The following is a 23922-nucleotide window of genomic DNA, read 5'->3' on the forward strand; positions in this document are numbered from 1 at the left end:
CCGGAGCGCGCGAAGATGGGACCATAGGGCATGCTGTCCGCACGACGGCGAGGCGAGGGGACAGATGAGCGCGGAGTTCGACGGCGGGACCGGCCGGCAGGGCAAAATCAGCCAGTGGCTGCGCGGACGCCGTCCGAAGGAGACCGCCGCCGACACCGACGGCCGGGAGTCCCTGCTGCTCGCCGCAGCCGCCGCGGGACTGCCGCTGGCCCCCGCCGCGCACCCCGCCCCGGGTTACCGGTGTTCCTGTGACCGGGTGGGCTGTCCCACCCCCGCGCGGCACCCGGTGTCATTCGCCTGGCAGACCCAGTCGACCACCGACCGCGCCCAGATCGAGCGCTGGGCCCGCCATCAGCCGCAGGCCAACTTCATCACCGCCACCGGCATGGTCCACGATGTGCTGGACGTACCGCTGCCGGCCGGCCGGCGGGCGCTGGAGCGGCTGCTCGCCGACGGGATCGAGGTCGGCCCGGTCGCCGAGAGCGACGAGGGCCGCGCGCTGTTCTTCACCCTCACCCGCGGCACCCCCGAGGACGAGGACGAGTGGTGGCCCTGTGAGCTGGACTGCCACCCCGAGACCAAGGACGAGCACCCCGGGCTGCGCTGGCACTGCCGGGGCTCCTACGTCCTCGTCCCCCCGGCCCGGCTGCTCGGTGACGGACAGCGCGTGCGGTGGGTCCGCGGCCCCGAACACCCCCTGCCCGACCCGCTGAGCCTGCTGGAGCACCTCACCGACGCCTGCGCCAAGTACGCGGCCGAGACCGGCGATGACACCGACCATCCGTCGGAAGCCTGGCCCCTGCGCCGCTGAGCCCGACAGGTGGCTAGCCGCCCTGCGCCCCCGTCAAGCCCTGGATGCGGCCCAGGAGTGTCACCCGCTGGTCGCCCGTGCCGCGCTTCGGGGTGCGGACCACCTCGTTGGAGACGAACTCCATCGTCAGGGACTGCTTGATCTCGCCCTTGGTCAGGGCCAGCACCTCGTCGGACGGGTCGGGCACCGCCGTGCCCGTGGCCGCGGTCTGCTTCTCGAAGTGCCGGGTGGCGAAGAACACCAGCGCGCCGCCGTCCTTGGTGCGCAGCCCCAGCGGGGCGTGATCGCCGCCGGTGAGCGGCTCGTCGATGTACTGGGTCGCGAGCCCGGGGCGGCTGGTGTCCTTCGCCCGCTGGTCGCGCCAGCCCGTGGTGTGCGGACCGGCCGCGAAGGTCTTGCCGCCGTCCTGGAGATAGCCCGCGTAGTCCCGGCTCAGATCCCGGGGGCGTACGGCGAGATCGGTGGCGTCGGCCGGGACCGGCTCCGCCCAGCCGTCCGCGTCCGTCGCGAACTCGGGCACCGCGCCCGGCGCGACCAGCGTCAGATACGCGGCCTCCCAGGTGCGGTCGAGACCGTCGCGGGTGAACACGAACAGCCAGCGGCTGTCCCCGCCCTTGTTGGCGCGGGCGTCGGCGACGAACCAGCGCGGCCAGCCCGCCTTCTTCGGGATCGTGAACCCGGTGTCCGACAGCACCAGCGGGCTGTGGTCCGGGTTGCCCTGCGGATGACCCGCCCGGCCCGCGGTCAGCCGGGCCCCGTCGATCGCGGCGAGGGCGCCGGTGACATGGTCCGCGTCCAGGGCGGGGTCGAACGCCTTGTCGGCCGCGTTGTACGCGGCGGTGAACTCCTTGAGCGCCTCGGTGGCCTCCGCCCGGGTGGTCGCCGGGACCACCTCGCGCTCGCCGTGCACCACCACACAGCCGCCCGCCGTCAGCGACACGGCGGTGACGGTGGCCGCTATCCGGGCCCTGCGGTCAATCCTGCGGCGACTGCGCGGCGTTCGCGGGCCGCGATCCCTGCTCATCGGCTGCCTTCACCCTCCCCTTCCCGGAGGCGAACCCTACCGGGGCGAAGAAGAAGGCGAGCGTCGGGACCAGGTACAGCAGCCACACCGTGACCTGGAGGACGGTCGGGTCGGGCTGGAAGTTGAACACGCCCTTCAGCAGCGTCCCGTACCAGCTGTCCGGCGGGATCGTGCCGGAGATGTCGAACGCCTTGTCCGTCAGGCCCGGCAGCCAGTCCGCCTCCTGGAGGTCGTGGAAGCCGTACGCCAGGACGCCCGCCGCGACCACCACCAGCATCGCGCCGGTCCAGGTGAAGAACTTGGCGAGGTTGATGCGCAGGGCGCCCCGGTAGAACAGCCAGCCCAGTACCACCGCGGTGGCGATGCCGAGGGCCACCCCGATCAGCGGGCGCGGCGTGCCGTCCCCGGCCGCGCGCACCGACGCCCACACGAACAGGGCCGTCTCCAGACCCTCGCGGCCCACCGCGAGGAACGCGGTGGCGACCAGCGCGCCGGTGCCCATCGCGAGCGCGGCGTCCAGCCTGCCGTGCAGTTCGGACCGCAGATGACGGGCCGTGCGGCGCATCCAGAAGACCATCCAGGTCACCAGGATCACGGCGAGCACCGACAGGGAGCCGCCGAGCGCCTCCTGCGCCTCGAACGTCAGCTCCTGCGAGCCGAACTCCAGGGCGCAGCCGAAGCCCAGCGCCAGCGCGACGGCGACGGCGATCCCGGTCCAGACCGGCTTGAGGGCGTCCCTGCGGTCCGTCTTGACCAGATAGGCGATGAGGATGCAGACGACGAGGCTGGCCTCCAGACCCTCGCGCAGCCCGATCAGATAGTTGGAGAACACGCGCTAGGCCCCTTCGGTGACATGGGTGAAGAGTGAGCGGCCCCACCAGTCGCGCTCGTCCCGCACGCCCGGCGGGATCGCGAAGACCGCCGAACCCACGTGCTGGAGATACTCGTTGAGGGCGTCGGTGGCCAGATTGCGCTGCACCGGGATGAAGCCGGTGCGCGGATCGCGCTGGTAGGCCAGGAAGAACAGGCCCGCGTCCAGCCGTCCGAGGCCGTCGGTGCCGTCGGTGAAGGAGTAGCCGCGGCGCAGCAGCGTCGCCCCGGCGTTGGAGTCCGGGTGGGCGAGCCGGACATGGGCGGTGGGGAGCATCGCCTTCAGGAACGGCTCGTCACGCTCCTTGGCCTTGCCGACCGGGGCGCCCTCGCCCTTGTCCCGGCCGATGATGTCCTCCTGCTCCTGGAGCGGGGCGCGGTCCCAGGTCTCGATGTGCATCCGGATGCGCCGGGCGACCAGATAGGAGCCGCCGGTCATCCAGCCGGGCCCGTCCTTCGCGCCGACCCAGACGAACTTCTCCAGCCGGTCCGTCTCGGTGCCCGCGATATTGCGGGTGCCGTCCTTGAAGCCCATCAGATTGCGCGGGGTCTGCGCGTCGGGCGTGGTCGAGGACGTCTTGCCGAAGCCGAGCTGCGACCAGCGCACCACGACCCGCCCGAACCCGATCCGGGCGAGGTTGCGGATGGCGTGCACGGCGACCTGCGGATCGTCCGCGCACGCCTGGACGCAGAGATCGCCGCCGCCGCGCCGGGTGTCGAGCTTGTCGCCGGGGAACTTCGGCAGGTCGACCAGCGCGTCCGGGCGGGCCCCGGCGAGATCGAACCTCCCGAACAGGGACGGCCCGAAGCCCAGCGTGAGGGTCAGCCGGGACGGCGGCAGACCGAGCGCCTCCCCGGTGTCGTCCGGGGGCGCCTCGGGCAGCCCGCCGAACCCGCCCTCGCCGACCGGCGCCCCGGCCGTCATCCGGCGGGCGGCGGCCGTCCACTCCTTGAGCAGCGCCACGAACGCGTCCCGGTCCTCGGTCGTCACATCGAACGCGGCGAAGTGCAGCCGGTCCTGCACGGGTGTGGCGATACCCGCCTGGTGCGCCCCGTGGAAGGCGACCGCGCCGCCCGCCGGAGCGGGGTCGTCGTCGCCGGTACCGGCCATCGCGACCGCCCCGCCCGCCGCCGCGGCGCCGAGCGCCAGCCCGGCCCCGCCCCAGCCCAGCAGCGCCCGCCGGGAGGGGGCCGGTGCACCGGTGGTGCCGGTACCGGTGCCGGTGTCGCTGTCGTCCGTCATCGCCGCGCCCCTACTTCGCCACGACCGCGGCGGCCAGCCGGGACAGCGGCTCCGCCAGCGCGTTCACCGCGTCCGACAGCTCCTTGCGATCGGCGGCGCCGACCGTGTCGTAGGAGACGAAGGCGTACGACGAGGTGTCCGGGCGGTACTGGTCCAGCAGGGTGTTCAGCGCGGCGAACTGCTTGTCCAGCTCGGTGGCCAGCGCCGCGTCGTTCTCCTGGGCGACCGGCTTGAGCAGCTCGTACGACTTCTGGGCGCCCTCGACATTGGCCTTGAAGTCGACCAGGTCGGTGTGCGAGTAGCGCTCCTCCTCGCCGGTGACCTTGCCGGTGGCGACCTCGTCCAGCAGTTCCTTGGCGCCGTTGGCCATGGAGGTCGGGGTGATCTCGGCGGTGCCGACCCGCTTCTGCCAGTCGGTCAGATCGGTGATCAGCTGATCGGCGAGCTGCTTGTCCCGGTCGCTGATCTTCCCGTCCTTCCACAGCGAGCGCTCCAGGCGGTGCCAGCCGGTCCAGTCGGTCTCCGGGTCCTGGCCGTCCTCCAGACCGTCCTCGCGCAGATCCACCTTGGGGTCGATGTCCCCGAACGACTCGGCGACCGGCTCGGTGCGCTCCCAGCCGATCCGGGAGGTGGCGTACGCCTTCTTCGCGGCGGCCACGTCCCCGGCCCGCACCGCGTCGGCGAACGCCTGGGCGAGCGGGAGGGTCTCGTCGGCCTGCGCCTGGGCGTAGCCCCGGTAGGCGGCGACGGCCTGGTCGAGCCGGGGGTCGCGCGGGGCGGCGGAACCGCCGGTGACCTTGAGGTCCTGGCGGATGCCGTCGCCCTTCATGCCGGGCTTGCAGGCGATGCGGTAGTCACCGGCCTTGACCTCGGCGGTGACCCGCTGGCTGGTGCCGGGGCCTATGTTCTCCCGCTCGGTGACGACCCGGTCGTCCGGGAAGAGCAGATAGACCTCGTTGACCTTGGTGCCCTTGTTCTCGACGGCCAGTTCGATGTGCCCGGCCGGCACCTCATGGGTGGAGACCTCGCACTTGTCGTCGGTGGCGGTCACCTCGATGACATTGCCGCCGTCGCCCGAACCGCCCTTCTCGGTGCAGCCGGTGAGGGCGGTCAGGGCCGCCGCCGTGACTACGGCGGTGGTGAGCGAGAAACCGGCGGCGCGCATGCGGGCTCCAGAGGACGGACCGGGAAGGAAGGCGCGCCTAACTTATCTGAGGCTTACCTTTCCGATACCCGGTCGGACAGTGATTCAGCTCTCATGCGTCGCCTATGGTCATGGAGCCCTCAATGAGGGGCAATGCGGGTGTCAGGGAACGGTCAAGCGGTGGTCAAGACGGTCATCGGGGCGGCGCTCAGGGCACCGGGCGGGAGGCGATCAGGCGGCCGTCATCGCGGCCGATATCGCGCCCGTCGTCACGGCCCGGGGACGGCCTAGGAAACCTCCCGGCGCGGAGTCACCAGCACCGCCCCCGTCCTCGGATGCGGCAGCACCTCCACCGGCTGGTCGTACACCGCCGACAGCAGCTCCTCCGAGAACACCTGGGCCGGTGGTCCGTCCGCCGCCACCCGCCCGGCCCGCAGCACCGCCACCCGGTGCGCGTACGCCGCCGCGAGCCCCAGATCGTGCAGCACGACCACCACCGCGTCCCCGGCCCGCGCCCGCTCCCGGCACAGCCGCAGCACCAGCTCCTGGTGGCGCAGATCCAGCGCGGCCGTCGGCTCGTCCAGCAGCAGCAGCGGCGCCCGCTGGGCCAGCACCCGGGCCAGCGCCACCCGCGCCCGCTCCCCACCGCTGAGCGCCGAGAACGGCCGTACGGCGAAGGCGGTCACCTCGGTCGCGGCCATCGCCCGGTCCACGGCGAGATCGTCGTCGTCCTGGTCCACCGCGGCCCAGGGCGCCCGGCCCATCCGGACCACCTCCGCCACCGTGAACGGATAGGCCAGCGACGCCGACTGCGGCAGCACCGCCCGGCGCAGCGCGAGTTCGGGCGCCGACCACGCCGACACCGGCCGCCCGCACACCCGTACGACACCGGAGGCGGCCGGGACATCGGCGGCCAGCGCGCCCAGCAGGGTGGACTTGCCCGCCCCGTTGGGCCCGACCAGCGCCAGCACCTCGCCCGCGCGGACGGTGATGTCGACGTCCCGCAGGACCTCGCGTTCACCGAGCCGCACGGACAGCGCCTCGGTGGCGGCCAGGACGTCACCGGGGGCGGGGACGGGCGGGGGAGTGGGGCGGGAGCGCAGCCGCAGCGGGAAGCGGGGCCGCGTGGAACCGGTCGTCGGGGTCATGCCCAGCCTCCTTGCTTGCGGCGGGTGCGGCGCAGCAGCCAGAAGAAGAACGGGCTGCCCACCAGGGCGGTCAGCACACCGAGCGGCAGCTCGGCGGGCGCGGCCAGGGTGCGGGCCGCGAGATCGGCGCCCAGCAGCACCAGCGCCCCGCCGAGCGCGCTGCCCGGCACCAGGAAGCGGTGCCCGGGACCGGCCGCCATCCGCAGCAGATGCGGGACGACCAGACCGACGAAGCCGATCACCCCGGAGACGCTCACCGCGGCGGCCGTCAGCAGCGCGACCACCAGGATCAGTACGATCCGCAGCCGCTCCACCTCCACCCCCAGATGCCGGGCGGGCCGGTCGCCGAGGGCCAGCAGATCCAGCTTGCGGGCGTAGAACGGGGCGACGAGCAGTCCCAGCGCCGCACACGGCAGTACCGCCGCCACCTTCGGCCAGGTCGCCTGGGAGAGCGAGCCGAGCTGCCAGAAGGTGATCTGGTTCACCGCGGCGGTGTCCGCCAGGAAGATGAACAGCCCGACCAGCGCCCCGCAGAACGCGTTCACCGCGATCCCGGTGAGGATCAGCGTCACCACTTCCGTACGGCCGCCCGCGCGGGCCATCCCGTACACCAGCAGCACCGTCCCGAGACCGGCGACGAAGGCCATCGCCGGGAGGGTCCAGGTGCCGAAGAAGCTCAGGCCCAGCGCGATGCAGGCGACCGCGCCGACCGCCGCGCCCAGCGAGACCCCGATGGTGCCGGGCTCGGCGAGCGGATTGCCGAACACGCCCTGCATCAGCGCGCCCGCGCAGCCCAGCGAGGCGCCCACCAGCAGGGCGAGCACGATCCTCGGGAACCGGACGTTCCACAGCACGGACTCGGCGACCCGGTCCAGCTCGTGCCCGCCGAGCCCGATCTGGTGCCGTACGGAGGCGAGGACGTCCCCGACCGGGATCGGATACGCCCCGATGCCCGCCGCCACCGGCACCAGCACCAGCAGCCCGACGACCAGACCGACGGTCAGCAGCCAGGCGGGGCCCCGGCGGACACGGGTTCCTTCGACCGGGGCAGGCGTCTGTGCCGGTGCCGGTCCGGTCGCCTTGTCCAGGATGGTCACGCGGCACCGCCCTCGTAGAGCTGGGCCACGACCGAGGCGAGCACCTGGTCGGTGCGCGGGCCGTAGGTGAGCAGGACGCCGTCCTCGACGGACACGATCCGCCGGTCCAGCCCGGCGGGCGTCTGCGCCACCCCCGGCACCTTCTCCAGGCCGTCGATCCCGCCGACCGACTCAAGTCCCTTGGACATCACGAGGATCGCGTCCGGGGCGGCCTTCACCAGGGCCTCGCTGGTGATCGGGGTGAAATCCTTGGTGAGTCCGGAGGCGGCGCCCGCGTCGACCCCGCCCGCCGCCTCGATCAGCGAGGACGCCCCGGACTCCGCCCCGCCGATCAGATAGACGGAGGCCGAGCCGCGCAGATACAGAAACGCCACCCGGGGCCTGTCCGGCGCCTCGGGAACATCCGCGCGCACGGCCTCGATCCGCCGCTCGGAGCGCTCGGTCAGCTCCCGCCCGGCGGACGGCACCCCGAGCGCCCCGGCGACCGCCGCGATCCGCGGGCCGACATCGCCGAGTCCCTTGGCGGGGGCGACGGTCAGCACCGGGACCCCGGCCGCGCGGATCTGGTCCATCGCCTCGACCGGGCCCGAGGTGGTCTCGGCGAGCACCAGACCGGGCTTCAGCGAGAGCACGCCCTCGGCGGAGACGTCATGGGCGCGGGTCACCAACGGCAGGTCGCGTGCCTGCTCGAAGGTGGTGGACACGTCCCGGCCGACGACCCGGTCGCCGAGCCCGAGGCTGAACACGATCTCGCCGAGCGACCCGGACAGCGGGACGATCCGGTCGGCCGCCTCGACGGTGACGCGCTCGCCGTCGGCCGAAGTGACGGTGACGGGCAGCTCCGGCGCCGGGGCCGGGGTGAGCGGCTCGACCCGGTCGGCGGGGCGCGCGGCTCCGGCCGCCGTGGGGGCCGGGCCGGTACCGCCGCCGGTACCGGCCGAAGCGGAACAGCCCGCCGTGGTCAGGGTGAGCACCGCCAGCAGGGCTCCCGCCAGTCGGGCGCGCAAGGGTCGCACCGTGCCGTTCCTCTCCGCACCGGACCTTCCGGAATCACTCGTTGGAGTTTAGGTTAGCCTTACCTTGCTGGCTAGATCGGGTTGGTTCCTGGCCGGTTCTTTTCGCTGTGGTCGTCTCTGGGGTCGTCTCTGGGGAGCGCCGAGGCCAGCCGCCCCGAGTCGTCATCACCCGTCACTCACCTGTCGTTTCGTCGGAGGTCCGTCATGCCCCCATCCGCGCGGTCGCGCCGCCCCGGCTGGATCGCCGTCCTCTGTCTCGCCGTGCTGGGGGCGCTGCTCCCGGCCGGGATCGCGGCGGCGGCCGACAGCCCGGTGCGGGGCGGACGGCTGGACTGGGGCGTGAAATCGTCCTTCCAGACCTATGTCACCGGGCCCATCGCCCAGGGCGGTTACTCCCTGACCGGCGGTGCCGCCACGGTCGGCGCACAGCAGTTCCGCTTCCACTCGGCCAGCGGCAGCTACGACGGGGGCACCGGGGCCTTCAGCGCCGGGTTCTCGGGCGGGGTGCGGTTCACGGGGCACCGGACCGACTCCGGGGCCCACGAACTGGACATGACGATCAGCCGCCCCACCGTCCGGCTCTCCGGCGGCGGGGGCACGCTGTACGTGGACGTCACGAGCAAGGCGAAGGGCACGGGGGCGGTCACGACGTCCAGCCAAGTGCCCTTCGCCTCCCTCTCGCTGGGCGGCATCGACCTGCGCGGCGGCGGCAGGGCCGTCACCCTGAACAACCTCCCGGCGACCCTCACCGCCGAGGGCGCCCGGTCCTTCGCCGGGTACTACGCGGCCGGGACCCCGCTGGACCCGGTGAGCCTGTCGGCGGACATCGCGCCGAGCACGACACCCGAGGCGAGCGGGTCCGCACCGGACGACGACACGGCCGAGGACGACGCCCCGAAGGCTCCGAAGGCCGCCACCGAGAAGCTGGTCGACGGGGCCGTCGACTGGGGAGTGCGCCGCACCTTCCGGGAGTACGTCACCGGCGACATCGCCCAGGGCGCGTGGACACTGTCGTCGGGCGCACAGGACGGCGGCGCCCTGTTCCGCTTCCCCGGCGCGGAGGGGACGTACCGCGACGGCGAACTGAGAGCCGAATTCACCGGCGCGGTGCGCTTCACCGGTGAACACGGCCTGGATCTCAGGCTGAACGCCTTCCGCGTCACGGTCACCGACGGCAAGGGCACCCTCTACGCCCGCGTGAACGGCGCCACCGAGGACGTCTCCCTCATCACCTTCACCGCGCGGGACCTCACGCCGAAGAACGGCCTGGTCGCCGTCACCGAGGCCCAGGCGCGGCTCACCGCGAGCGGCGCCGAGGCGTTCGACGGCATGTACCGGAAGGGCACGGAGATGGACCCGGTGTCCCTGGCCGTCGCCCTCACCGAGGACGCCCCCCTGCCCGCCCTCCCCGACCTGGGCGACCAGCCCACGCCCGAAGCGGACCCCACTCCTTCCCCGGACCAGGAGACCCCGCCCGCCGAGCCGATCGCCGCGGCCGGATCGTCCGGGGACGGCTTCCCCGCCCTCCCTGTCACCCTCACCGCCACCGCCCTGCTCCTGCTGGCGACAGCCGCGTACCTCCGCTACCGCCACCGCGCCCGCCAGGCACCAGCACAGGCACAGGCACAGACGGACGCCGACTGACCACCACCCCCCTGAACCCTCTCGACACACCCACTCCCAGGAGAACCACCCATGCCCACCCGATCCCGCCGCCGCAGTACCGCCGTCGCCGCCGCCGTGGCCACCGCACTGGGCACCACCGCCCTCGGCCTCGCCGTCGCCACACCCGCCGCCGCGGCCGGTGTCCCCCTGACCGGCTACGAACTGACCTGGGGCATCAAGCAGTCGTACCGCACCTATGTGGTCGGCATGGCCGCGGGCGGCTTCACCGCCTCCGACGGGGCCGCGCAGGCCGCCGACAACGGTGTGTTCACCTTCACCGGCGGCTCCGGGACGTACGACCCCACCGCCCACACCGTGGACCTCGCCTTCAAGGGCGCGCTGAGGATCGCGTCCGAGCGCCATGGCTTCGAGATCACCCTCGCGGACGTCCGGTTCGACAGCGCGGAGGGCGAGATCACCGCCGATGTCACCACGGCGGGCACCACCACCGACGACGTCCCGCTCGCCGAGGTCACCGTCTCGCGCGCCATGACGGACATGGAGACCAGGCTCACCCAGCAGGCCGCCGACCTCCTCGGCAGCGCGAGCTACGCGGGCGCGGCGGGCGACCCGCTGACGGTCCTCCAGAAGACCCCGGAGCCCACGGGCACCCCCACCCCGACCGGCACCCCGACCGGCACCCCGACCCCGACCCCGACTCCGACGAAGACCCCCACCCCCACCCCGACACCCACCAGGACCCCCACCCCGACCGCCACCACCGCGACTCCGGCCGCCGCCAGGGGCGAGATCGCCGACGGCACGCTGACCTGGGGCGTGAAGGACTCCTTCCGTACGTATGTGGTGGACGGCGTGGCCAAGGGCGCCATCACGGTGTCCGGCGGGGCGGCGCAGGCCGCGGACAACGGGGAGTTCACGTTCCCGGACGCGACCGGCACGTACGACACCGACGCGGACACTCTCACCGCCGAGTTCCAGGGCTCCGTGAACTTCAAGGGCCATCAGGACGGCACCGCGTACGGTCTCGACCTCACCCTGACCGACCTCAGGGCCACCCTCGACGGCGGCAGCGGCGAACTCACCGCCGATGTGACCAGCCTCGGCGAGAAGTCCGAGGACGTGGTCCTCGCCGACCTCACCGCCGAGTCGGCCGACCTGAAGCCCCAGCGGGACGTCATCACCCTCCAGGACCTCACCGCGAAGCTGACGACCGAGGGCGCGGAGGCGTTCGGCACCTTCTACGAGCCGGGCGCGACACTCGACCCGGTGACCCTGTCGGTCGCGCTGACGGAATCCGCCGAACTCCCCGACGACACGGGCGGCACGGAGGGCACAGGCGGAACGGGCGGCACGGACGGCACCGGAGACACCGGTACGACGGGCACCACCACCACCGGACCAACCGGCGGCCTGGCCGAAACCGGCTCCGACACCCCGGTAGCAACCCTGGGCACAGCAGCGGCCCTCACCCTGATGACAGGCACAGGACTGGTCCTGACCATGCGCAAGCGCCGCAGCTAGACCCACCTCAGGGGCGCGGGGAACTGCGCACTCCCCCCACACACCCGCACCCGCAATTCCCCGCGCCCCCACCCACCCCCCCCTCAGGGGCGCGGGGAACTGCGCAAAAGAACACCCACCCGCACTCACAACACCCCCGACACCAACGCCCCCCCGGTCACCCCATACGCTTCAATGCCCCCGTGACCGAATACGACGTACTCCGCGTCTTCTGCGCAGCGAACACCGGCCTGGGCAAGGAACTCGCCGTCGTCCGCGACGGCTCCACCCTCCCCGCCCCCACCCCCCGCCAGGCCCTCGCGGAGAAACTCGCGTTCACCGAGACGGTGTTCGTCGACGACCCCGAACGCGGAACCGTCGACCTCTACACCCCCACCGCCCCCCTCCCCTTCGCCGCCACCGCCTGCCTAGGCGCGGCCTGGCTGCTCGACGTACCGGAGCTGACCACGGCGGCCGGACTCGCGGGGGCCCGCCAGGACGGCGAGTTCAGCTGGTTGGAGGCGCGCGCGGAATGGGCGCCACGGCGCACCTTCCGGCAGTACGCCTCGGCGGCCGAGGTCGAAAGCCTGGAGGCACCCCCGGAGGGACCCCGCTCCTATGTCTGGGCCTGGGAGGACGAGGCGGCCGGACGGATACGGGCCCGGAGCTTCGTGACGCGGGACGGCCGGATCACGGAGGACGAGGCCACCGGCTCGGCGGCGCTCCAGCTCACGGCACACCTGGGCCGCGCCCTGAACATCACCCAGGGCGCGGGCTCCCAGATCCTCACGGCCCCGCAGCCGGAGGGATGGGTCGAGATAGGGGGACGGGTGGTACTGGAACGCTGAACGCTGATAACCCCGGCACCCAGGGGACCGCTCACGCGGTCAGCGGAAACTCCTCACCCAACGCCCGGAACACGCCCGTGTTCAGCACGAACGCCCGCTTGCACTCCGCCACCACCCGCTGCTTCTCCAGATCGTCCACGGGCAGCGCGTCCAGCAGCTCCCGGTACCCCCGCTTGAAGGCGGACGGGTTGTCGATCGACTCGAAGACATAGAACCGCACCCCGTCGCCCTTGCGCGCGAAGCCCCAGGTCTTCTCCGCCTTGTCGCGGATGATCTGACCGCCGGAGAGATCGCCGAGGTAGCGGGTGTAGTGGTGGGCCACATAGCCGCCGGGCCAGGTCTGAAGGCACGCGCGCACCCGGTCCGCGTACTCCTCGGTGGCGGGCAGCGCGGACAGGCCGTCGCGCCAGCCGGGACCGCGCAGATGCTCCAGGTCGCGCTCCAGCGCGCCGAGCCGGAACAGCTCGGGCTGGACGAAGGGACCCGCGACCGGATCCGCCGCCAGCGCCTCGGCGCCGGACTCCATCGCCTCGTACACGAACCACAGCTGTTCGGTGTAGCGCGCGTACGCGTCCACGCCGAGCCGGCCGCCGAGCAGATCGCTCATGAACGTCGAGGTCTCCGCCTCCACATGCTGCTCTTGGGACGCGGTGCGGATGACTGTCGAGAAGGACTCCATGGAATGAATCATCTAAGGTGAGCCTTACCTAAGTCAATGCTTTTCCCGACTCCCTGTCGGTAAAAGCGTACAAGAAAGAACCCGCCCCCAGCAGGGACGGGCCTCCCTTGATCCCCGGGATCCCCTTGATCCCCGGAACACGCGCGGAGCGCTACGGCAGGGTCAGGATCTCCGCCCCCGAGTCCGTCACCACCAGCGTGTGCTCGAACTGCGCGGTCCGCCGCCGGTCCTTGGTGACGACCGTCCAGCCGTCGTCCCACATGTCGTACTCGTGCGTCCCCAGCGTCAGCATCGGCTCGATGGTGAAGGTCATCCCGGGCTGGATCACCGTCACGGCGTGCGGGCTGTCGTAGTGCGGGATGATCAGTCCGCTGTGGAACGCGGTGTTGATGCCGTGCCCGGTGAAGTCCCGCACCACCCCGTAGCCGAAGCGCTTGGCGTACGACTCGATGACCCGGCCGATGATGTTGATCTGGCGGCCCGGCCGGACCGCCTTGATCGCCCGGTCCAGCGCCTCCCGGGTCCGCTCGACCAGCAGCCGGCTCTCCTCGTCCACGTCCCCGACCAGGTATGTGGCGTTGTTGTCGCCGTGCACCCCGCCGATGTACGCCGTCACGTCCAGGTTCACGATGTCGCCGTCGCGCAGCACCGTGGAGTCCGGGATGCCGTGGCAGATGACCTCGTTGACCGAGGTGCACAGCGACTTCGGGAAGCCCCGGTACCCGAGCGTGGACGGATACGCCCCGTGGTCGCACATGAAGGTGTGCGCCACCCGGTCCAGCTCGTCCGTCGTCACCCCCGGCGCGATCAGCTTCGCCGCCTCCGCCATCGCCCGCGCGGCGATCCGCCCGGCGGTCCGCATCGCCTCGACCGTCTCCGGGGTCTGCACCTCGGGACCGGTGTACGGGGTCGGCGCGGGCTTGCCGACGTACTCCGGGCGCCGGATGTTTCCGGGCACGGAACGGGTGGGAGACAGCTCCCCTGGGACGAGCAGCGACTGGCCAGACATGCCAGCGAGTCTAACCAGCGGGCATGGGGGACCATGTCAGAGGCGAAAGGAGCCGCTCATGGCCCTGTTCAAGAAGCGCACGGCCGGAAAGCCCGGCGAGTGGTACTACTGCCTGGAGCACCAGACGGTCGAGGAGGGCCCCGACTGCCCCGGCAAGGACCGCTTCGGCCCCTACGCCACCCGTGAGGAGGCCGAACACGCGATGGCGACGGCCCGGGAGCGGAACCTGGAGTGGGAGACCGACCCCCGCTGGCACGACCCGGCACCGGGGGAGCGGGACGAGGACTGAGCCCCGCCCCCCCAGTACCTCCCCCGAGTACCTCCCCGGAGGACTGAGTCCCCCGAATCCCCGAGACACCCGGACACCTCCCGGAGTCCCCCTAGGCCCCCCGGAGGGGCCGCGCGCTCACCACCGTGCCGGCGGCGGTGCCGTCAGATGGTCCGCCAGCCGTGACACCCGGTCCCGCAGGCGCCGCCGCCCCCGGGGCGCCGGGCGGATGTTCTCCCCGGCCGCCGCGCTCACCAGATGCTGGACGGTGTCCAGGTCCAGTTCCCCGCGCTCCGGCACCGCCAGGAACTCATGGGCCATGACCGACAGCTCCCGCTCCCGCGCGTCCGAGCCCAGCGCGAGCACCGTCACCCCGGCCCGCCGGGCGTCGTGCACCCGCTCCAGCAGCGGCGCCCCCGGCTCGTCCGGCGCCACCACCAGCAGGGTCTCCCCGCGCCTGGCCGCCTCGATCCGGCCGAGGCCCACCGCGAGATGCGCCGGGTCGGTGGGCCGGGCCGCGTGCCGTACGAGCGTCGGGGCCAGCTCCGGCGTACCGGACCAGGCCGCCTCGTCCACCAGATGGGCCGCCAGATGCCAGGGCTCGTACTCCTCGGTGCCCACCAGCAGCAGCCCGCCGCCGTGCGACACGACCGAGCCGCGCAGCGCGCCCGCGAAGCCGCGCGTCGCCCCCAGCCAGCCCGTCCCGGCGAGCACCTCACGCAGCAGTGCGACCCGTACAGCGTCCATAGCCCCGCATAGTGCCGCAACACGCCACCTGTGACCCGGAGTTCACCCCGAATTCGCCCGTCCTGGGCACAGGCCCGCATTACGGCCGCGTCCGCGTCCCCACCCTGACACCATGCCCCCGCACGGACGCCGCACGGACGCCGCACGGACGCCGCACGGACGCCGTACGAACCCCTAGAGTCCCGTAACCCCCTGCCCCACCAGGAGCCGCACATGCCCCCCACGCCCGCCACACCCGCCCAGCCCCCCGCCGCCCCCGTGACCGTGACCGTGCCCTTCCGGGCCGGGCGGGAGGGCTACGCCAGCTACCGCATCCCGGCGCTGGTCACCACCGCCAAGGGCACGCTGCTCGCGTTCTGCGAGGGCCGGGTCGACTCCGGCAAGGACTGGGGCCATATCGACATCGTCCTCAAGCGCTCCACCGACGGCGGCCGGACCTGGGGCCCGCTCCAGGTCGCCGCCGACAACGGTGCGAACCTGGCCGGCAACCCCGCCCCGGTCGTCCTGCACACCGGCCGGATCCTGCTGGTGCACGTCCGCTCGTCCGCCGCCGCCTCCGAGGACCTCATCCTCACCGGCAAGGTCTCCGACGCCGACGGCCGCCGGGTCTGGGTCCAGCACAGCGACGACGACGGACTGACCTGGTCCGCCCCCCGGGACATCACCGCCCAGGTCAAGCAGCCCGGCTGGCGCTGGTACGCCACCACGCCCGGCCACGGCATCCAGCTCACCGGCGGCCGGATCGTGGTCCCCGGCAACCACACCGTGCCGCCCGCGCCGGGGGGCACCGGCGCCGAACCGCAGTACAACTGCGGTCACTGTCTGCTCAGCGACGACCTCGGCGAGACCTGGTACCTCGGCTACCTCGACCAGAACACCGACGGCTACATCAACGTCAACGAGACCATGGCCGCCGAACTCCCCGACGGCCGCGTCTACTTCAACGCCCGTAACGACTCCCGCTCACCCGGCAACCGGGCCGACGCCCACTCCACGGACGGCGGACGCACCCTCGTCCTGCCGTTCCGCCCGCAGGCCGGTCTCGCCGCGCCCGTCTGCCAGGGCAGCGTCCTCCAGCTCCGCAACCCCGATGTGCTGCTCTACGCCGGACCCGCGCTGACCGACGCCCGCGCCCTGATGACCGTCCGCGCCTCCCACGACGACGGCACCACCTGGTCCCCGGTGTTCACCGCCGACGGACTGCCCGCCGCGTACTCCGATCTGACCCGGGCCGACCAGCGGACCGTCGGACTGCTCTACGAGACCGGCGACTTCGGGGCGTACGAGCGGATCGCCTTCCGACGGGTGCCCGTGACCCGCCTCACCGGCTGACGGCGGGCGGTCGGACGTAGGGTCGGCGCATGACCTCTACGGACAGTGCCGCCACCGACCCCGCCACCCCGGCCGCCCCCTCCACCGGAGCCCCCGCGAAGGCCCCCGCCAAGGACCCCTGGGACCTGCCCGACGTCTCCGGGCTGGTCGTCGGGGTGCTCGGCGGGACCGGTCCGCAGGGCAAGGGCCTCGCCTACCGGCTGGCCCGCGCAGGACAGAAGGTGATCATCGGGTCCCGGGCCGCCGAGCGCGCCGAGGCCGCGGCGGCGGCCCTGGGCCACGGCGTCGAGGGCGCCGACAACGCGGAGACGGCCCGCCGCAGCGACCTGGTGATCGTCGCCGTCCCGTGGGAGGGCCACGGCAAGACCCTGGAGTCGCTCCGCGCCGAGCTGGCCGGGAAGCTGGTCGTGGACTGCGTCAACCCGCTCGGCTTCGACAAGCAGGGCGCCTACGCCCTCAAGCCGGAGGAGGGCAGCGCCGCCCAGCAGGCCGCGGCACTGCTGCCGGACTCCCGGGTCACGGCCGCCTTCCACCATCTCTCCGCGGTGCTGCTGGAGGACCCGGAGGTCGACCGGATCGACACCGATGTGATGGTCCTCGGCGAGGTCCGGGCCGATGTGGAGATCGTCCAAGCGCTCGCCGGACGCATCCCCGGGATGCGCGGTGTCTTCGCCGGACGGCTGCGCAACGCCCACCAGGTGGAATCGCTGGTGGCCAATCTGATCTCGGTCAACCGCCGCTACAAGGCGCACGCCGGGCTCCGGGTCACCGACGTCTGAGCCGATGGGGGACACTGGGGGGCGCACCACCCCGAACCCGGCACCCCCCCGGTGTCCCCGTCCTTCCCCCACCTCCTGACAGGAGCCGCCCCCGATGCCCCGCCTGGCCCTCTACGCCCTGATCGTCTGCGTCCTGGCCACCGCCGCGGCCGTCGTCTCCTTCGTCCAGGGGAACTGGCTGGTGGGGGTCGTGTGGGTGCTGCTCGTGGGGCTGTCGTCCAACATGACCTGGTACTACCTGCGGCGCGGCCGGATCGCGCGGTAGCGCCTCGTCACGGGTGCGCGCAGTACGGGTCGCTCTGCTGCCAGAACCGGTACAGGTCCCGTCCGCAGTAGCTGTCCACCTCGCTGATCCCGAGCCCGCCGAGGATCGCGTCGATCGTGTCGAAGAACACCCCGTTGATCGACGGCACCCACAGCAGCGCGAACACGAGCAGCAGCCCGAACGGGGCGAACGGCTCCACCTGACGCCGGACCTTGTGCGACAGCCACGGCTCGATCACCCCGTAGCCGTCCAGCCCCGGCACCGGCAGGAAGTTCAGGATCGCCGCCGTCACCTGGAGCAGCGCGAGGAACGCCAGCGCGAAGCGGAAGTCGGACGACACGCCGTCCAGCGAGTCCAGCCAGAACGGGGCCGTGCAGACGATCGCGAACAGCACATTGGTCAGCGGGCCCGCCGCCGAGATCAGACTGTGCTTCCAGCGCTCCCGGATACGCCCCCGCTCGATGAACACCGCCCCGCCCGGCAGCCCGATCCCGCCCAGGATCACGAAGAGCAGCGGCAGCACGATGCTCAGCAGCGCGTGCGTGTACTTCAGCGGATTCAGCGTGAGGTACCCCTTGGCGCCCACCGAGATGTCCCCGCTGTGCAGCGCGGTCCTGGCGTGCGCGTACTCGTGCAGACACAGGGACACGATCCAAGCGCTGGTCACGAACAGGAACACGGCGAACGGGGGCTCCTCGGCGAAGCCCTTCCAGGCCGCCCACCCGGTCACCAACGTCACGGCGACGATCCCGAGGAATACCCGACTGATCCGCCGCTCGGAGCGGATGGACGCGGTGACCATGACGACTCCCACAGTTGTCCGAAGAACGGGCCGACGAACGCGGCCAGACGCTACCGCCCGAACGTACAGCCCCAGCAGGGGGTTCCTCCCGGGAATCCCCGCGCGAACGCCCCGGGGGACGCGGGGAACCGCGCACGCGGGCACAAACTCCCCGCACCGGAGACCGGCCCGCACTTCCCAGGGGCGCGGGGAACCGCGCACTCAGGCACAAACTCCCCGCACCGGAGACTGGGCCGCGCTTCCCAGGGGCGCGGGGAACCGCGCACTCGGTCACAAACTCCCCGCACCTGAAACCGGTCCCCACCCCAGGGACAATGGACCGGTGCGCTACAGAATCCTCGGTACCACCCAGGCATTCCGCCCAGACGGCACCCCCGTCCCCCTCGGCGGCGCACGCCTACGCGCCCTGCTCACCACCCTCGCCCTGCGCCCCACCCACCCCGTCCCGGTGACCACCCTCGTGGACCAGGTGTGGGACGCCGACCCGCCCGCCGACGCCCCCGCCGCCGTCCAGGCCCTCGTGGGCCGGCTGCGCCGCGCCCTCGGCGCGGACGCCGTACAGTCCACCGACGGCGGCTACCGCCTCGCCGCCACCCCCGACGACATCGACCTGCACCGCTTCGAGCGCCTCACCGACGAGGGCCGCCGCGCCCTGGCCGACGGCGACCCCGCCAAGGCCGCCGACCTCCTCGACGACGCCCTCGCCCTCTGGCGCGGCCCCGCCCTCGCCGACCTCCCCGACCGCACCGCGCACGCGGCCCGCTGCGAGACCCGCCACCTCGACGCCCGCCGCGCCCGGCTCACCGCCGCCCTCGCGCTCGGCGCCGCCGACCGGGCGCTGCCCGAGCTGACCGCCCTGTGCGACGCCCACCCCCTGGACGAACCCCTCCAGGCGCTACGCCTGCGCGCCCTGCGCGACACCGGCCGCCCGGCCCAGGCGCTGGCCGCCTACGACGACGTACGCCGGATGCTCGCCGACCGGCTCGGCTCCGACCCGGGCCCCGAACTGCGCGCCCTGCACACGGAACTCCTGACCACCGACCCGCAGCCCCCCGCCGCCGCCCGCCCGCCCGGCAACCTCCGCGACCGGCTCACCTCCTTCGTCGGCCGGGACGCCGACATCGAGGCGATCCGCGCCGACCTCGCCGCCGCCCGTCTGGTGACCCTGCTGGGCCCCGGCGGCGCGGGCAAGACCCGGCTCTCCCAGGAGGCCGCCGAGACCGTACGGGACGCCGCCCCGGACGGGGTGTGGCTGGCAGAGCTGGCGCCCGTGGACGACCCGGCCGCCGTCCCCGAGGCGGTGCTGACCGCGCTGGGCGCCCGCCAGACCGTGCTGTACGGCGCCGGGGCCGAGGAGATGCGGGTGGCCGTCGCCGAACGGCACGACAGCCCCGTGGACCGGCTGGTCGAGCACTGCGGACCGCGCCGGATGCTGATCGTCCTGGACAACTGCGAACATGTGATCGAGGCCGCAGCGCTGCTCACCGAGGAGCTGCTCGCCCGCTGCCCCCGGCTCACCGTCCTCGCCACCAGCCGTGAACCGCTCGGCGTCCCCGGCGAACTGCTGCGCCCGGTGGAGCCGCTGCCCGAGCCGTCCGCGCTGCGGCTGCTCGCCGACCGGGGCGCCGCCGCCCGCCCCGGCTTCCGGATCGAGGACGACCCGGAGGCCGCCGCCGAGATCTGCCGCCGCCTGGACGGCCTCCCGCTCGGCATCGAACTGGCCGCGGCCCGGCTGCGGATGCTCACCCCGCGCCAGATCGCCGACCGCCTGGACGACCGCTTCCGGCTCCTCACCGCGGGCAGTCGTACGGCCCTGCCCCGCCAGCAGACCCTGCGCGCGGTGGTCGACTGGTCCTGGGACCTGCTGGACGCGGACGAACGGGACGTCCTGCGCCGCCTGTCGGTGTTCGCCGGAGGCTGCGACCTGGCCGCCGCCGAGGCCGTCTGCGGCCCCGCCGCCCTGGACGCGCTGGGCTCCCTGGTCGACAAGTCCCTCGTGGTCGCCGCCCCCTCGGACGGCTCCGGTATGCGCTACCGACTGCTGGAGACCGTCGGCGAGTACGCCGCCGAGCACCTCACCGCGTCCGGCTCCCGCCCCGCCACCGAGCGCGCCCACCTCACCCACTACCGGGAGTTCGCCCGGCTCACCGACCGGCGGCTGCGCGGCCCCGGCCAGCGCGCCGCCATCACCGGCCTGGAGCGCGAGTACGAGAACATCCGCACCGCGCTCCGCCGGGCCGTCGCCGCCCGCGACGAGCAGGAGGCGATCAGCCTGGTGCACTCGATGATCTGGTACTGGCAGATCCGCGATCTGCGGATCGAGGCCCGCGGCTGGTGCGCCGAGGTGATGGCGCTGGGCCCCGACCCCTTCGCGGAGCCCGCCCGGCGCGCCGAACCGGTCTGGGACCGGGTCACCGACGCCCCGCCGCCGCTCACCGGCGAAGCCCTGGTCGAGGCCCGCCGAGGCATCCATCTGGCCCATCTGGCCTGCATGGACACCGAGTTCGACGCCTGGCAGAACGACCGCGCCCAGCAGAAGCTGCACACCATCGCCGCGGTCTACGAGCCCGGTATGCCCCAGGTGTGCCGCAGCCCCGGCTCGATGTGGTTCTTCGCGGTCCTGCTCACCGGCGGCATCGACCGGCTCTACGAGATCGTCGACGCGGCGGTGCGGACCTGCCGGACCACCCCGGGTTACGAGTGGGACCTCGCCCAGGCCCTGAACATCCGGGCCAACCTGTCCGCCAACCGCTCCGACCGGATCGAGGAGGCCACCCGCGACGCCGAGGAGTCCCTCGCCGTCCTGCGCGGGCTCGGGGACACCTGGGCCACCGCGGAGGCGCTCTCCGCCCGCGGCGAGGCGTACGAACGGCGGGGCGAACACGGGCTGGCCGCCGCCGACTTCCGGACCGCGATCGAGCTGGCCGAGACGCTCGGCGCCCGCACCCAGGCGGCCGTCCTCGCCGCCCGGCTCGGCGGTGTGCTGGCCGAGGGGGGCGATGTGGAACAGGCGGAGCGGGTGCTGCGCCAGGTGGTCGAGCAGTACGAGAACACCCTGAGCGAGGCGCTGCCCGCCGCCCGGCTCCATCTCGCCGGGGTGCTGTGCCTGAGCGGCCGGCTGGTCGAGGCGCGGGCCGAGCTGACCCGGCTGCGCCAGGAGTTCCGGCTCGCCCACTTCATCGTCTTCGACGCCTACATCCTGGGCGCCGAGGCGTGGCTGGACGCCGCGGAGGGCCGTCACGCGGACTGTCTGCGCAACTGCCGCCGGGCCCTCGCCCTGTCCGGCGACCCGCTGGCCCGGGTGATGCAGCCGACCATGCAGTCCGTGTACCTCACGGTCGGCGCCATCGCCCTCGCCGAGGCCGACGACGGCCGCCGGGCCGGGGACGCGGCCCGCTGCCTGGGCGCCGCCGGCGCCCTGCTCGCCCAGGGCCATGTGGAGGCCGCGACGGAACGCGCGGCCCGCGAGCGCGCCACCGAGGCCGCCCGCGGGGCCCTCGGCGAGGCCGCCTTCACCGCCGCCTTCGCCGAGGGCGCGACCCTGACCCCGGAGGAGGCGGGCGCCCTGCTCGGCCCGGACCCCGAGGACTGACCCCGAGGACTGACCCGGCGGACGGCCGACGGGCCCCTCAGCTCTTGGTCAGCCCTTGGTCAGCTCTTGGTGCGGAACTTGTGGATCGCCACCGGGGCCATCACCGCTGTGATGCCGACCGACCAGGCCACCGTCACCCACAGATCGTGCGCGACCGGCCCGCCCACCATCAGCCCGCGCGCCGCGTCGGCCAGCGTGGACAGCGGGTTGTAGTCGGTGAACGCCTGGAGCCAGCCCGGCATCGAGGACGTCGGCGCGAAGATCGACGAGCCGAACTGGAGCGGGAACAGCACCAGGAAGCCCATCGCCTGCACGGACTGCGCGTTCTTCAGGATCACGCCCAGCGTCAGGAACACCCACATGATCGACGAGGCGAACACGGTCGACAGCCCCACCGCGGCGAACAGCCCCGCCCAGTGCGCGATGTCGAACCCGACCAGCACCGCCACCACCATCAGCACCGCCGTGGCGAACAGCATCCGCAGCAGCTCGACCGAGATCTTCGCGAACAGCACCGAGCCGCGCCCGATCGGCAGCGACCGGAAGCGGTCCATCACCCCGGTGTTGAAGTCCTGGCTGAACCCGGTCCCGACGCTCTGCGACAGCGTCATGCTCATCATCGCCAACATGCCCGGGATGACGTACTGGACGTATCCGTCCTGTCCGCCGCCCAGCGCCTGGCCGATCGAGCCGCCGAAGACGTACACGAACAGCAGGGTGAAGACGACCGGCATCAGCAGGGCGTCGAACATCGACTCCGGGTCCTGGCGGATCCAGAGCAGATTGCGGCGGATCAGCGCCCCGGTGTGCCGGACATGCCCGCGCAGCGGAATCCGGGCGTCGTCCTTCACGGCGGCGGGCGCCACCGGTGCGGTACTGGTGATCGCGCTCATACGGCGACCTCCTCACGGTCGTCGGCGGGCACGGTGTCCTGCGGGGCGCTCGCCCGGCGTCCGGTCAGCGACAGGAACACCTCGTCCAGGCTGGGCAGTTCGGTGACGATGGAGCTGATCGTCAGCCCCCGGGCGACCACCGCGCCGGTCACCGCGGTGAGCTGCTCGTCGCTCAGGATCGGCACGAGGACGCTGCCGCGCTCGGTGTCGACGGTGGTCGCGGCCAGCCCGGTCAGCCCCAGTTCGTCCAGGGCGTGGGCGAGCGGGCGCAGCTGGAGCGGGTCGGCCGGCTTGATCCGCAGGGTCCGGCCGCCGACCTTGGCCTTCAGCTCCTCTATGCCGCCGTTCGCGATCACCGCGCCCCGGTCGACCACGGTCAGCTCGGTGGCCAGCTGCTCGGCCTCCTCCATGTACTGGGTGGTCAGCAGCACGGTCACCCCGTCGCCGACCATCGTCTTGACCTCGGCCCAGACCTCGTTCCGGGTCCGCGGGTCGAGGCCGGTCGTCGGCTCGTCCAGGAACAGCACCTCGGGGCGGCCGATCATCGACGCGGCGAGGTCCAGGCGGCGGCGCATCCCGCCGGAGTAGGTGCTCACCGGGCGCCGGGCGGCCTCGGTGAGCGAGAAGCGCTCCAGCAGCTCGTCGGCGCGGGCGCGGGCCGCCTTGCGGGGCAGATCCAGCAGCCGCCCGATCATGTAGAGGTTCTCCCAGCCGGGGATCTTCTCGTCGACCGAGGCGTACTGCCCGGTCAGCCCGATCACCCGGCGCAGCATCCGGGGCTGGCGCACCACGTCGAACCCGGCGACGGTGGCCCGTCCGGCGTCCGGCGCGAGCAGCGTGGACAGGATGCGGACGAGGGTGGTCTTGCCGGCGCCGTTCGGTCCGAGCACACCCATGACGGTGCCCTCGCGTACGTCCAGATCGACGCCGTCCAGCGCCTTGGTCTCGCCGTAGTGCTTGACCAGTCCCCTGACGCTGACGGCGACCTGTTCGCCGTGAGGGTTCTTGTCGATTCGTGTCATGCGCCGAGCGTCCCAGCGCCCACCGACAAACCACCGACATGTCTCCGACAGGGGCGGGTGGGGTCGTATGTCGGGTGCGGCTGGGTGGGGGCTGGTCGCGCAGTTCCTCCCCCAGAGGGGGTACCCCCAGCGCCCCTGAAAAGCACGTCGGCGGGCCGTCCGCCTCTTTTTTTTGGGGGGGGCAGAGGTGTGTGGGTGAGTGCGGGT

At 72.9% G+C, this 23922-nt stretch carries 22 protein-coding genes; 9 read left to right on the forward strand and 13 right to left on the reverse strand.

Annotated features, from left to right (window positions below; genetic code table 11):
• The first annotated feature begins 64 nt into the window (after positions 1 to 64).
• On the forward strand, positions 65 to 811 hold the full coding sequence (locus tag AB0D49_RS38405; protein WP_362767688.1) for a bifunctional DNA primase/polymerase: 747 nt from the start codon (positions 65 to 67) through the stop codon (positions 809 to 811).
• A 13-nt stretch (positions 812 to 824) separates the two neighbouring features.
• On the opposite strand, the gene AB0D49_RS38410 is transcribed toward AB0D49_RS38405, so the two are convergent.
• From AB0D49_RS38410 to AB0D49_RS38440, 7 genes are all read right to left on the reverse strand, one after another.
• A complete protein-coding gene (locus AB0D49_RS38410; protein WP_362767691.1) occupies positions 825 to 1835 on the reverse strand; it encodes a hypothetical protein in 1011 nt (336 codons plus the stop codon).
• Positions 1786 to 2667, reverse strand: coding sequence for an iron uptake transporter permease EfeU (gene efeU, locus AB0D49_RS38415; RefSeq protein WP_362767694.1), 882 nt, complete (start codon positions 2665 to 2667; stop codon positions 1786 to 1788). The genes AB0D49_RS38410 and efeU overlap by 50 nt, the downstream gene beginning before the upstream one ends.
• A gap of 3 nt (positions 2668 to 2670) precedes the next feature.
• Complete coding sequence (gene efeB / locus AB0D49_RS38420) at positions 2671 to 3948, reverse strand: iron uptake transporter deferrochelatase/peroxidase subunit (RefSeq protein WP_362767697.1); 1278 nt, start codon at positions 3946 to 3948, stop codon at positions 2671 to 2673.
• A gap of 10 nt (positions 3949 to 3958) precedes the next feature.
• Positions 3959 to 5113, reverse strand: a complete 1155-nt coding sequence (efeO, locus tag AB0D49_RS38425; RefSeq protein ID WP_362767701.1) for an iron uptake system protein EfeO — start codon at positions 5111 to 5113, stop codon at positions 3959 to 3961.
• A 266-nt stretch (positions 5114 to 5379) separates the two neighbouring features.
• On the reverse strand, positions 5380 to 6240 hold the full coding sequence (locus tag AB0D49_RS38430) for a heme ABC transporter ATP-binding protein (protein WP_362767704.1): 861 nt from the start codon (positions 6238 to 6240) through the stop codon (positions 5380 to 5382).
• Complete coding sequence (locus tag AB0D49_RS38435) at positions 6237 to 7337, reverse strand: iron ABC transporter permease (RefSeq protein WP_362767707.1); 1101 nt, start codon at positions 7335 to 7337, stop codon at positions 6237 to 6239. The genes AB0D49_RS38430 and AB0D49_RS38435 overlap by 4 nt, the downstream gene beginning before the upstream one ends.
• Complete coding sequence (locus tag AB0D49_RS38440; protein WP_362767710.1) at positions 7334 to 8344, reverse strand: ABC transporter substrate-binding protein; 1011 nt, start codon at positions 8342 to 8344, stop codon at positions 7334 to 7336. Before AB0D49_RS38440 ends, AB0D49_RS38435 begins: the two co-directional genes overlap by 4 nt.
• A 213-nt stretch (positions 8345 to 8557) precedes the next feature.
• Between AB0D49_RS38440 and AB0D49_RS38445 the strand changes: the two genes are divergently transcribed.
• The 3 genes from AB0D49_RS38445 to AB0D49_RS38455 all read left to right on the forward strand — a co-directional run bounded on the left by AB0D49_RS38445 (position 8558) and on the right by AB0D49_RS38455 (position 12327).
• Positions 8558 to 9997, forward strand: a complete 1440-nt coding sequence (locus AB0D49_RS38445; protein WP_362767713.1) for an HtaA domain-containing protein — start codon at positions 8558 to 8560, stop codon at positions 9995 to 9997.
• Positions 9998 to 10048: 51 nt separating this feature from the next.
• Positions 10049 to 11500 (forward strand): HtaA domain-containing protein, encoded by a 1452-nt coding sequence (locus AB0D49_RS38450; RefSeq protein WP_362767717.1) that lies wholly within the window; start codon positions 10049 to 10051, stop codon positions 11498 to 11500.
• A gap of 182 nt (positions 11501 to 11682) precedes the next feature.
• Complete coding sequence (locus tag AB0D49_RS38455; RefSeq protein WP_362767720.1) at positions 11683 to 12327, forward strand: PhzF family phenazine biosynthesis protein; 645 nt, start codon at positions 11683 to 11685, stop codon at positions 12325 to 12327.
• A gap of 31 nt (positions 12328 to 12358) precedes the next feature.
• On the opposite strand, the gene AB0D49_RS38460 is transcribed toward AB0D49_RS38455, so the two are convergent.
• Together AB0D49_RS38460 and map are read right to left on the reverse strand one after the other, a co-directional pair.
• Positions 12359 to 13006: a biliverdin-producing heme oxygenase gene (locus AB0D49_RS38460; protein WP_362767722.1), complete on the reverse strand. Its 648-nt coding sequence runs from the start codon at positions 13004 to 13006 to the stop codon at positions 12359 to 12361.
• Between the two features lie 151 nt (positions 13007 to 13157).
• On the reverse strand, positions 13158 to 14015 hold the full coding sequence (gene map, locus AB0D49_RS38465; protein WP_362767725.1) for a type I methionyl aminopeptidase: 858 nt from the start codon (positions 14013 to 14015) through the stop codon (positions 13158 to 13160).
• Between the two features lie 58 nt (positions 14016 to 14073).
• Between map and AB0D49_RS38470 the strand changes: the two genes are divergently transcribed.
• Entirely contained in the window at positions 14074 to 14304 is a 231-nt protein-coding gene (locus AB0D49_RS38470; protein ID WP_362767728.1) for a hypothetical protein, read from the forward strand.
• Positions 14305 to 14421: 117 nt separating this feature from the next.
• Here AB0D49_RS38470 and AB0D49_RS38475 read toward each other — a convergent pair whose 3' ends face one another.
• Positions 14422 to 15030 carry a hypothetical protein gene (locus tag AB0D49_RS38475; RefSeq protein ID WP_362767731.1) on the reverse strand — a complete coding sequence of 203 codons (609 nt, stop codon included), beginning with the start codon at positions 15028 to 15030 and terminating at the stop codon, positions 14422 to 14424.
• A 213-nt stretch (positions 15031 to 15243) separates the two neighbouring features.
• On the opposite strand from AB0D49_RS38475, the gene AB0D49_RS38480 reads away from it, so the two are divergent.
• From AB0D49_RS38480 to AB0D49_RS38490, 3 genes are all read left to right on the forward strand, one after another.
• Positions 15244 to 16362: a sialidase family protein gene (locus AB0D49_RS38480; protein ID WP_362767734.1), complete on the forward strand. Its 1119-nt coding sequence runs from the start codon at positions 15244 to 15246 to the stop codon at positions 16360 to 16362.
• A 29-nt stretch (positions 16363 to 16391) separates the two neighbouring features.
• A complete protein-coding gene (npdG, locus tag AB0D49_RS38485) occupies positions 16392 to 17141 on the forward strand; it encodes an NADPH-dependent F420 reductase (protein ID WP_362767737.1) in 750 nt (249 codons plus the stop codon).
• Positions 17142 to 17235: 94 nt separating this feature from the next.
• Positions 17236 to 17406, forward strand: a complete 171-nt coding sequence (locus AB0D49_RS38490) for a hypothetical protein (RefSeq protein ID WP_362767740.1) — start codon at positions 17236 to 17238, stop codon at positions 17404 to 17406.
• A gap of 7 nt (positions 17407 to 17413) precedes the next feature.
• On the opposite strand, the gene AB0D49_RS38495 is transcribed toward AB0D49_RS38490, so the two are convergent.
• On the reverse strand, positions 17414 to 18208 hold the full coding sequence (locus tag AB0D49_RS38495; protein ID WP_362767743.1) for a site-2 protease family protein: 795 nt from the start codon (positions 18206 to 18208) through the stop codon (positions 17414 to 17416).
• Positions 18209 to 18530: 322 nt separating this feature from the next.
• Here AB0D49_RS38495 and AB0D49_RS38500 point away from each other — a divergent pair, with 322 nt between their 5' ends.
• Positions 18531 to 21800 (forward strand): BTAD domain-containing putative transcriptional regulator, encoded by a 3270-nt coding sequence (locus tag AB0D49_RS38500; RefSeq protein ID WP_362767746.1) that lies wholly within the window; start codon positions 18531 to 18533, stop codon positions 21798 to 21800.
• Positions 21801 to 21859: 59 nt separating this feature from the next.
• Here AB0D49_RS38500 and AB0D49_RS38505 read toward each other — a convergent pair whose 3' ends face one another.
• Together AB0D49_RS38505 and AB0D49_RS38510 are read right to left on the reverse strand one after the other, a co-directional pair.
• Positions 21860 to 22693 (reverse strand): ABC transporter permease, encoded by an 834-nt coding sequence (locus tag AB0D49_RS38505; RefSeq protein WP_362767749.1) that lies wholly within the window; start codon positions 22691 to 22693, stop codon positions 21860 to 21862.
• A complete protein-coding gene (locus AB0D49_RS38510) occupies positions 22690 to 23715 on the reverse strand; it encodes an ATP-binding cassette domain-containing protein (RefSeq protein ID WP_362767752.1) in 1026 nt (341 codons plus the stop codon). Before AB0D49_RS38510 ends, AB0D49_RS38505 begins: the two co-directional genes overlap by 4 nt.
• Between the last annotated feature and the right edge of the window lie 207 nt (positions 23716 to 23922).

Source organism: Streptomyces sp. NPDC048290, from assembly GCF_040652095.1.
Lineage (GTDB): Bacteria > Actinomycetota > Actinomycetes > Streptomycetales > Streptomycetaceae > Streptomyces.

What these genes read in the sequence shown, in the direction of transcription:
- AB0D49_RS38460 (WP_362767722.1), bottom strand. Translation starts at nt 13,006, where the DNA reads ATGGAGTCCTTCTCGACAGTCATCCGCACCGCGTCCCAAGAGCAGCAT.
- AB0D49_RS38510 (WP_362767752.1), bottom strand. Translation starts at nt 23,715, where the DNA reads ATGACACGAATCGACAAGAACCCTCACGGCGAACAGGTCGCCGTCAGC.
- npdG (WP_362767737.1), top strand. Translation starts at nt 16,392, where the DNA reads ATGACCTCTACGGACAGTGCCGCCACCGACCCCGCCACCCCGGCCGCC.
- AB0D49_RS38505 (WP_362767749.1), bottom strand. Translation starts at nt 22,693, where the DNA reads ATGAGCGCGATCACCAGTACCGCACCGGTGGCGCCCGCCGCCGTGAAG.
- AB0D49_RS38430 (WP_362767704.1), bottom strand. Translation starts at nt 6,240, where the DNA reads ATGACCCCGACGACCGGTTCCACGCGGCCCCGCTTCCCGCTGCGGCTG.
- AB0D49_RS38445 (WP_362767713.1), top strand. Translation starts at nt 8,558, where the DNA reads ATGCCCCCATCCGCGCGGTCGCGCCGCCCCGGCTGGATCGCCGTCCTC.
- AB0D49_RS38495 (WP_362767743.1), bottom strand. Translation starts at nt 18,208, where the DNA reads ATGGTCACCGCGTCCATCCGCTCCGAGCGGCGGATCAGTCGGGTATTC.
- AB0D49_RS38450 (WP_362767717.1), top strand. Translation starts at nt 10,049, where the DNA reads ATGCCCACCCGATCCCGCCGCCGCAGTACCGCCGTCGCCGCCGCCGTG.
- AB0D49_RS38480 (WP_362767734.1), top strand. Translation starts at nt 15,244, where the DNA reads ATGCCCCCCACGCCCGCCACACCCGCCCAGCCCCCCGCCGCCCCCGTG.
- AB0D49_RS38490 (WP_362767740.1), top strand. Translation starts at nt 17,236, where the DNA reads ATGCCCCGCCTGGCCCTCTACGCCCTGATCGTCTGCGTCCTGGCCACC.
- AB0D49_RS38405 (WP_362767688.1), top strand. Translation starts at nt 65, where the DNA reads ATGAGCGCGGAGTTCGACGGCGGGACCGGCCGGCAGGGCAAAATCAGC.
- efeO (WP_362767701.1), bottom strand. Translation starts at nt 5,113, where the DNA reads ATGCGCGCCGCCGGTTTCTCGCTCACCACCGCCGTAGTCACGGCGGCG.
- AB0D49_RS38475 (WP_362767731.1), bottom strand. Translation starts at nt 15,030, where the DNA reads ATGGACGCTGTACGGGTCGCACTGCTGCGTGAGGTGCTCGCCGGGACG.
- map (WP_362767725.1), bottom strand. Translation starts at nt 14,015, where the DNA reads ATGTCTGGCCAGTCGCTGCTCGTCCCAGGGGAGCTGTCTCCCACCCGT.
- AB0D49_RS38470 (WP_362767728.1), top strand. Translation starts at nt 14,074, where the DNA reads ATGGCCCTGTTCAAGAAGCGCACGGCCGGAAAGCCCGGCGAGTGGTAC.
- efeB (WP_362767697.1), bottom strand. Translation starts at nt 3,948, where the DNA reads ATGACGGACGACAGCGACACCGGCACCGGTACCGGCACCACCGGTGCA.
- AB0D49_RS38410 (WP_362767691.1), bottom strand. Translation starts at nt 1,835, where the DNA reads ATGAGCAGGGATCGCGGCCCGCGAACGCCGCGCAGTCGCCGCAGGATT.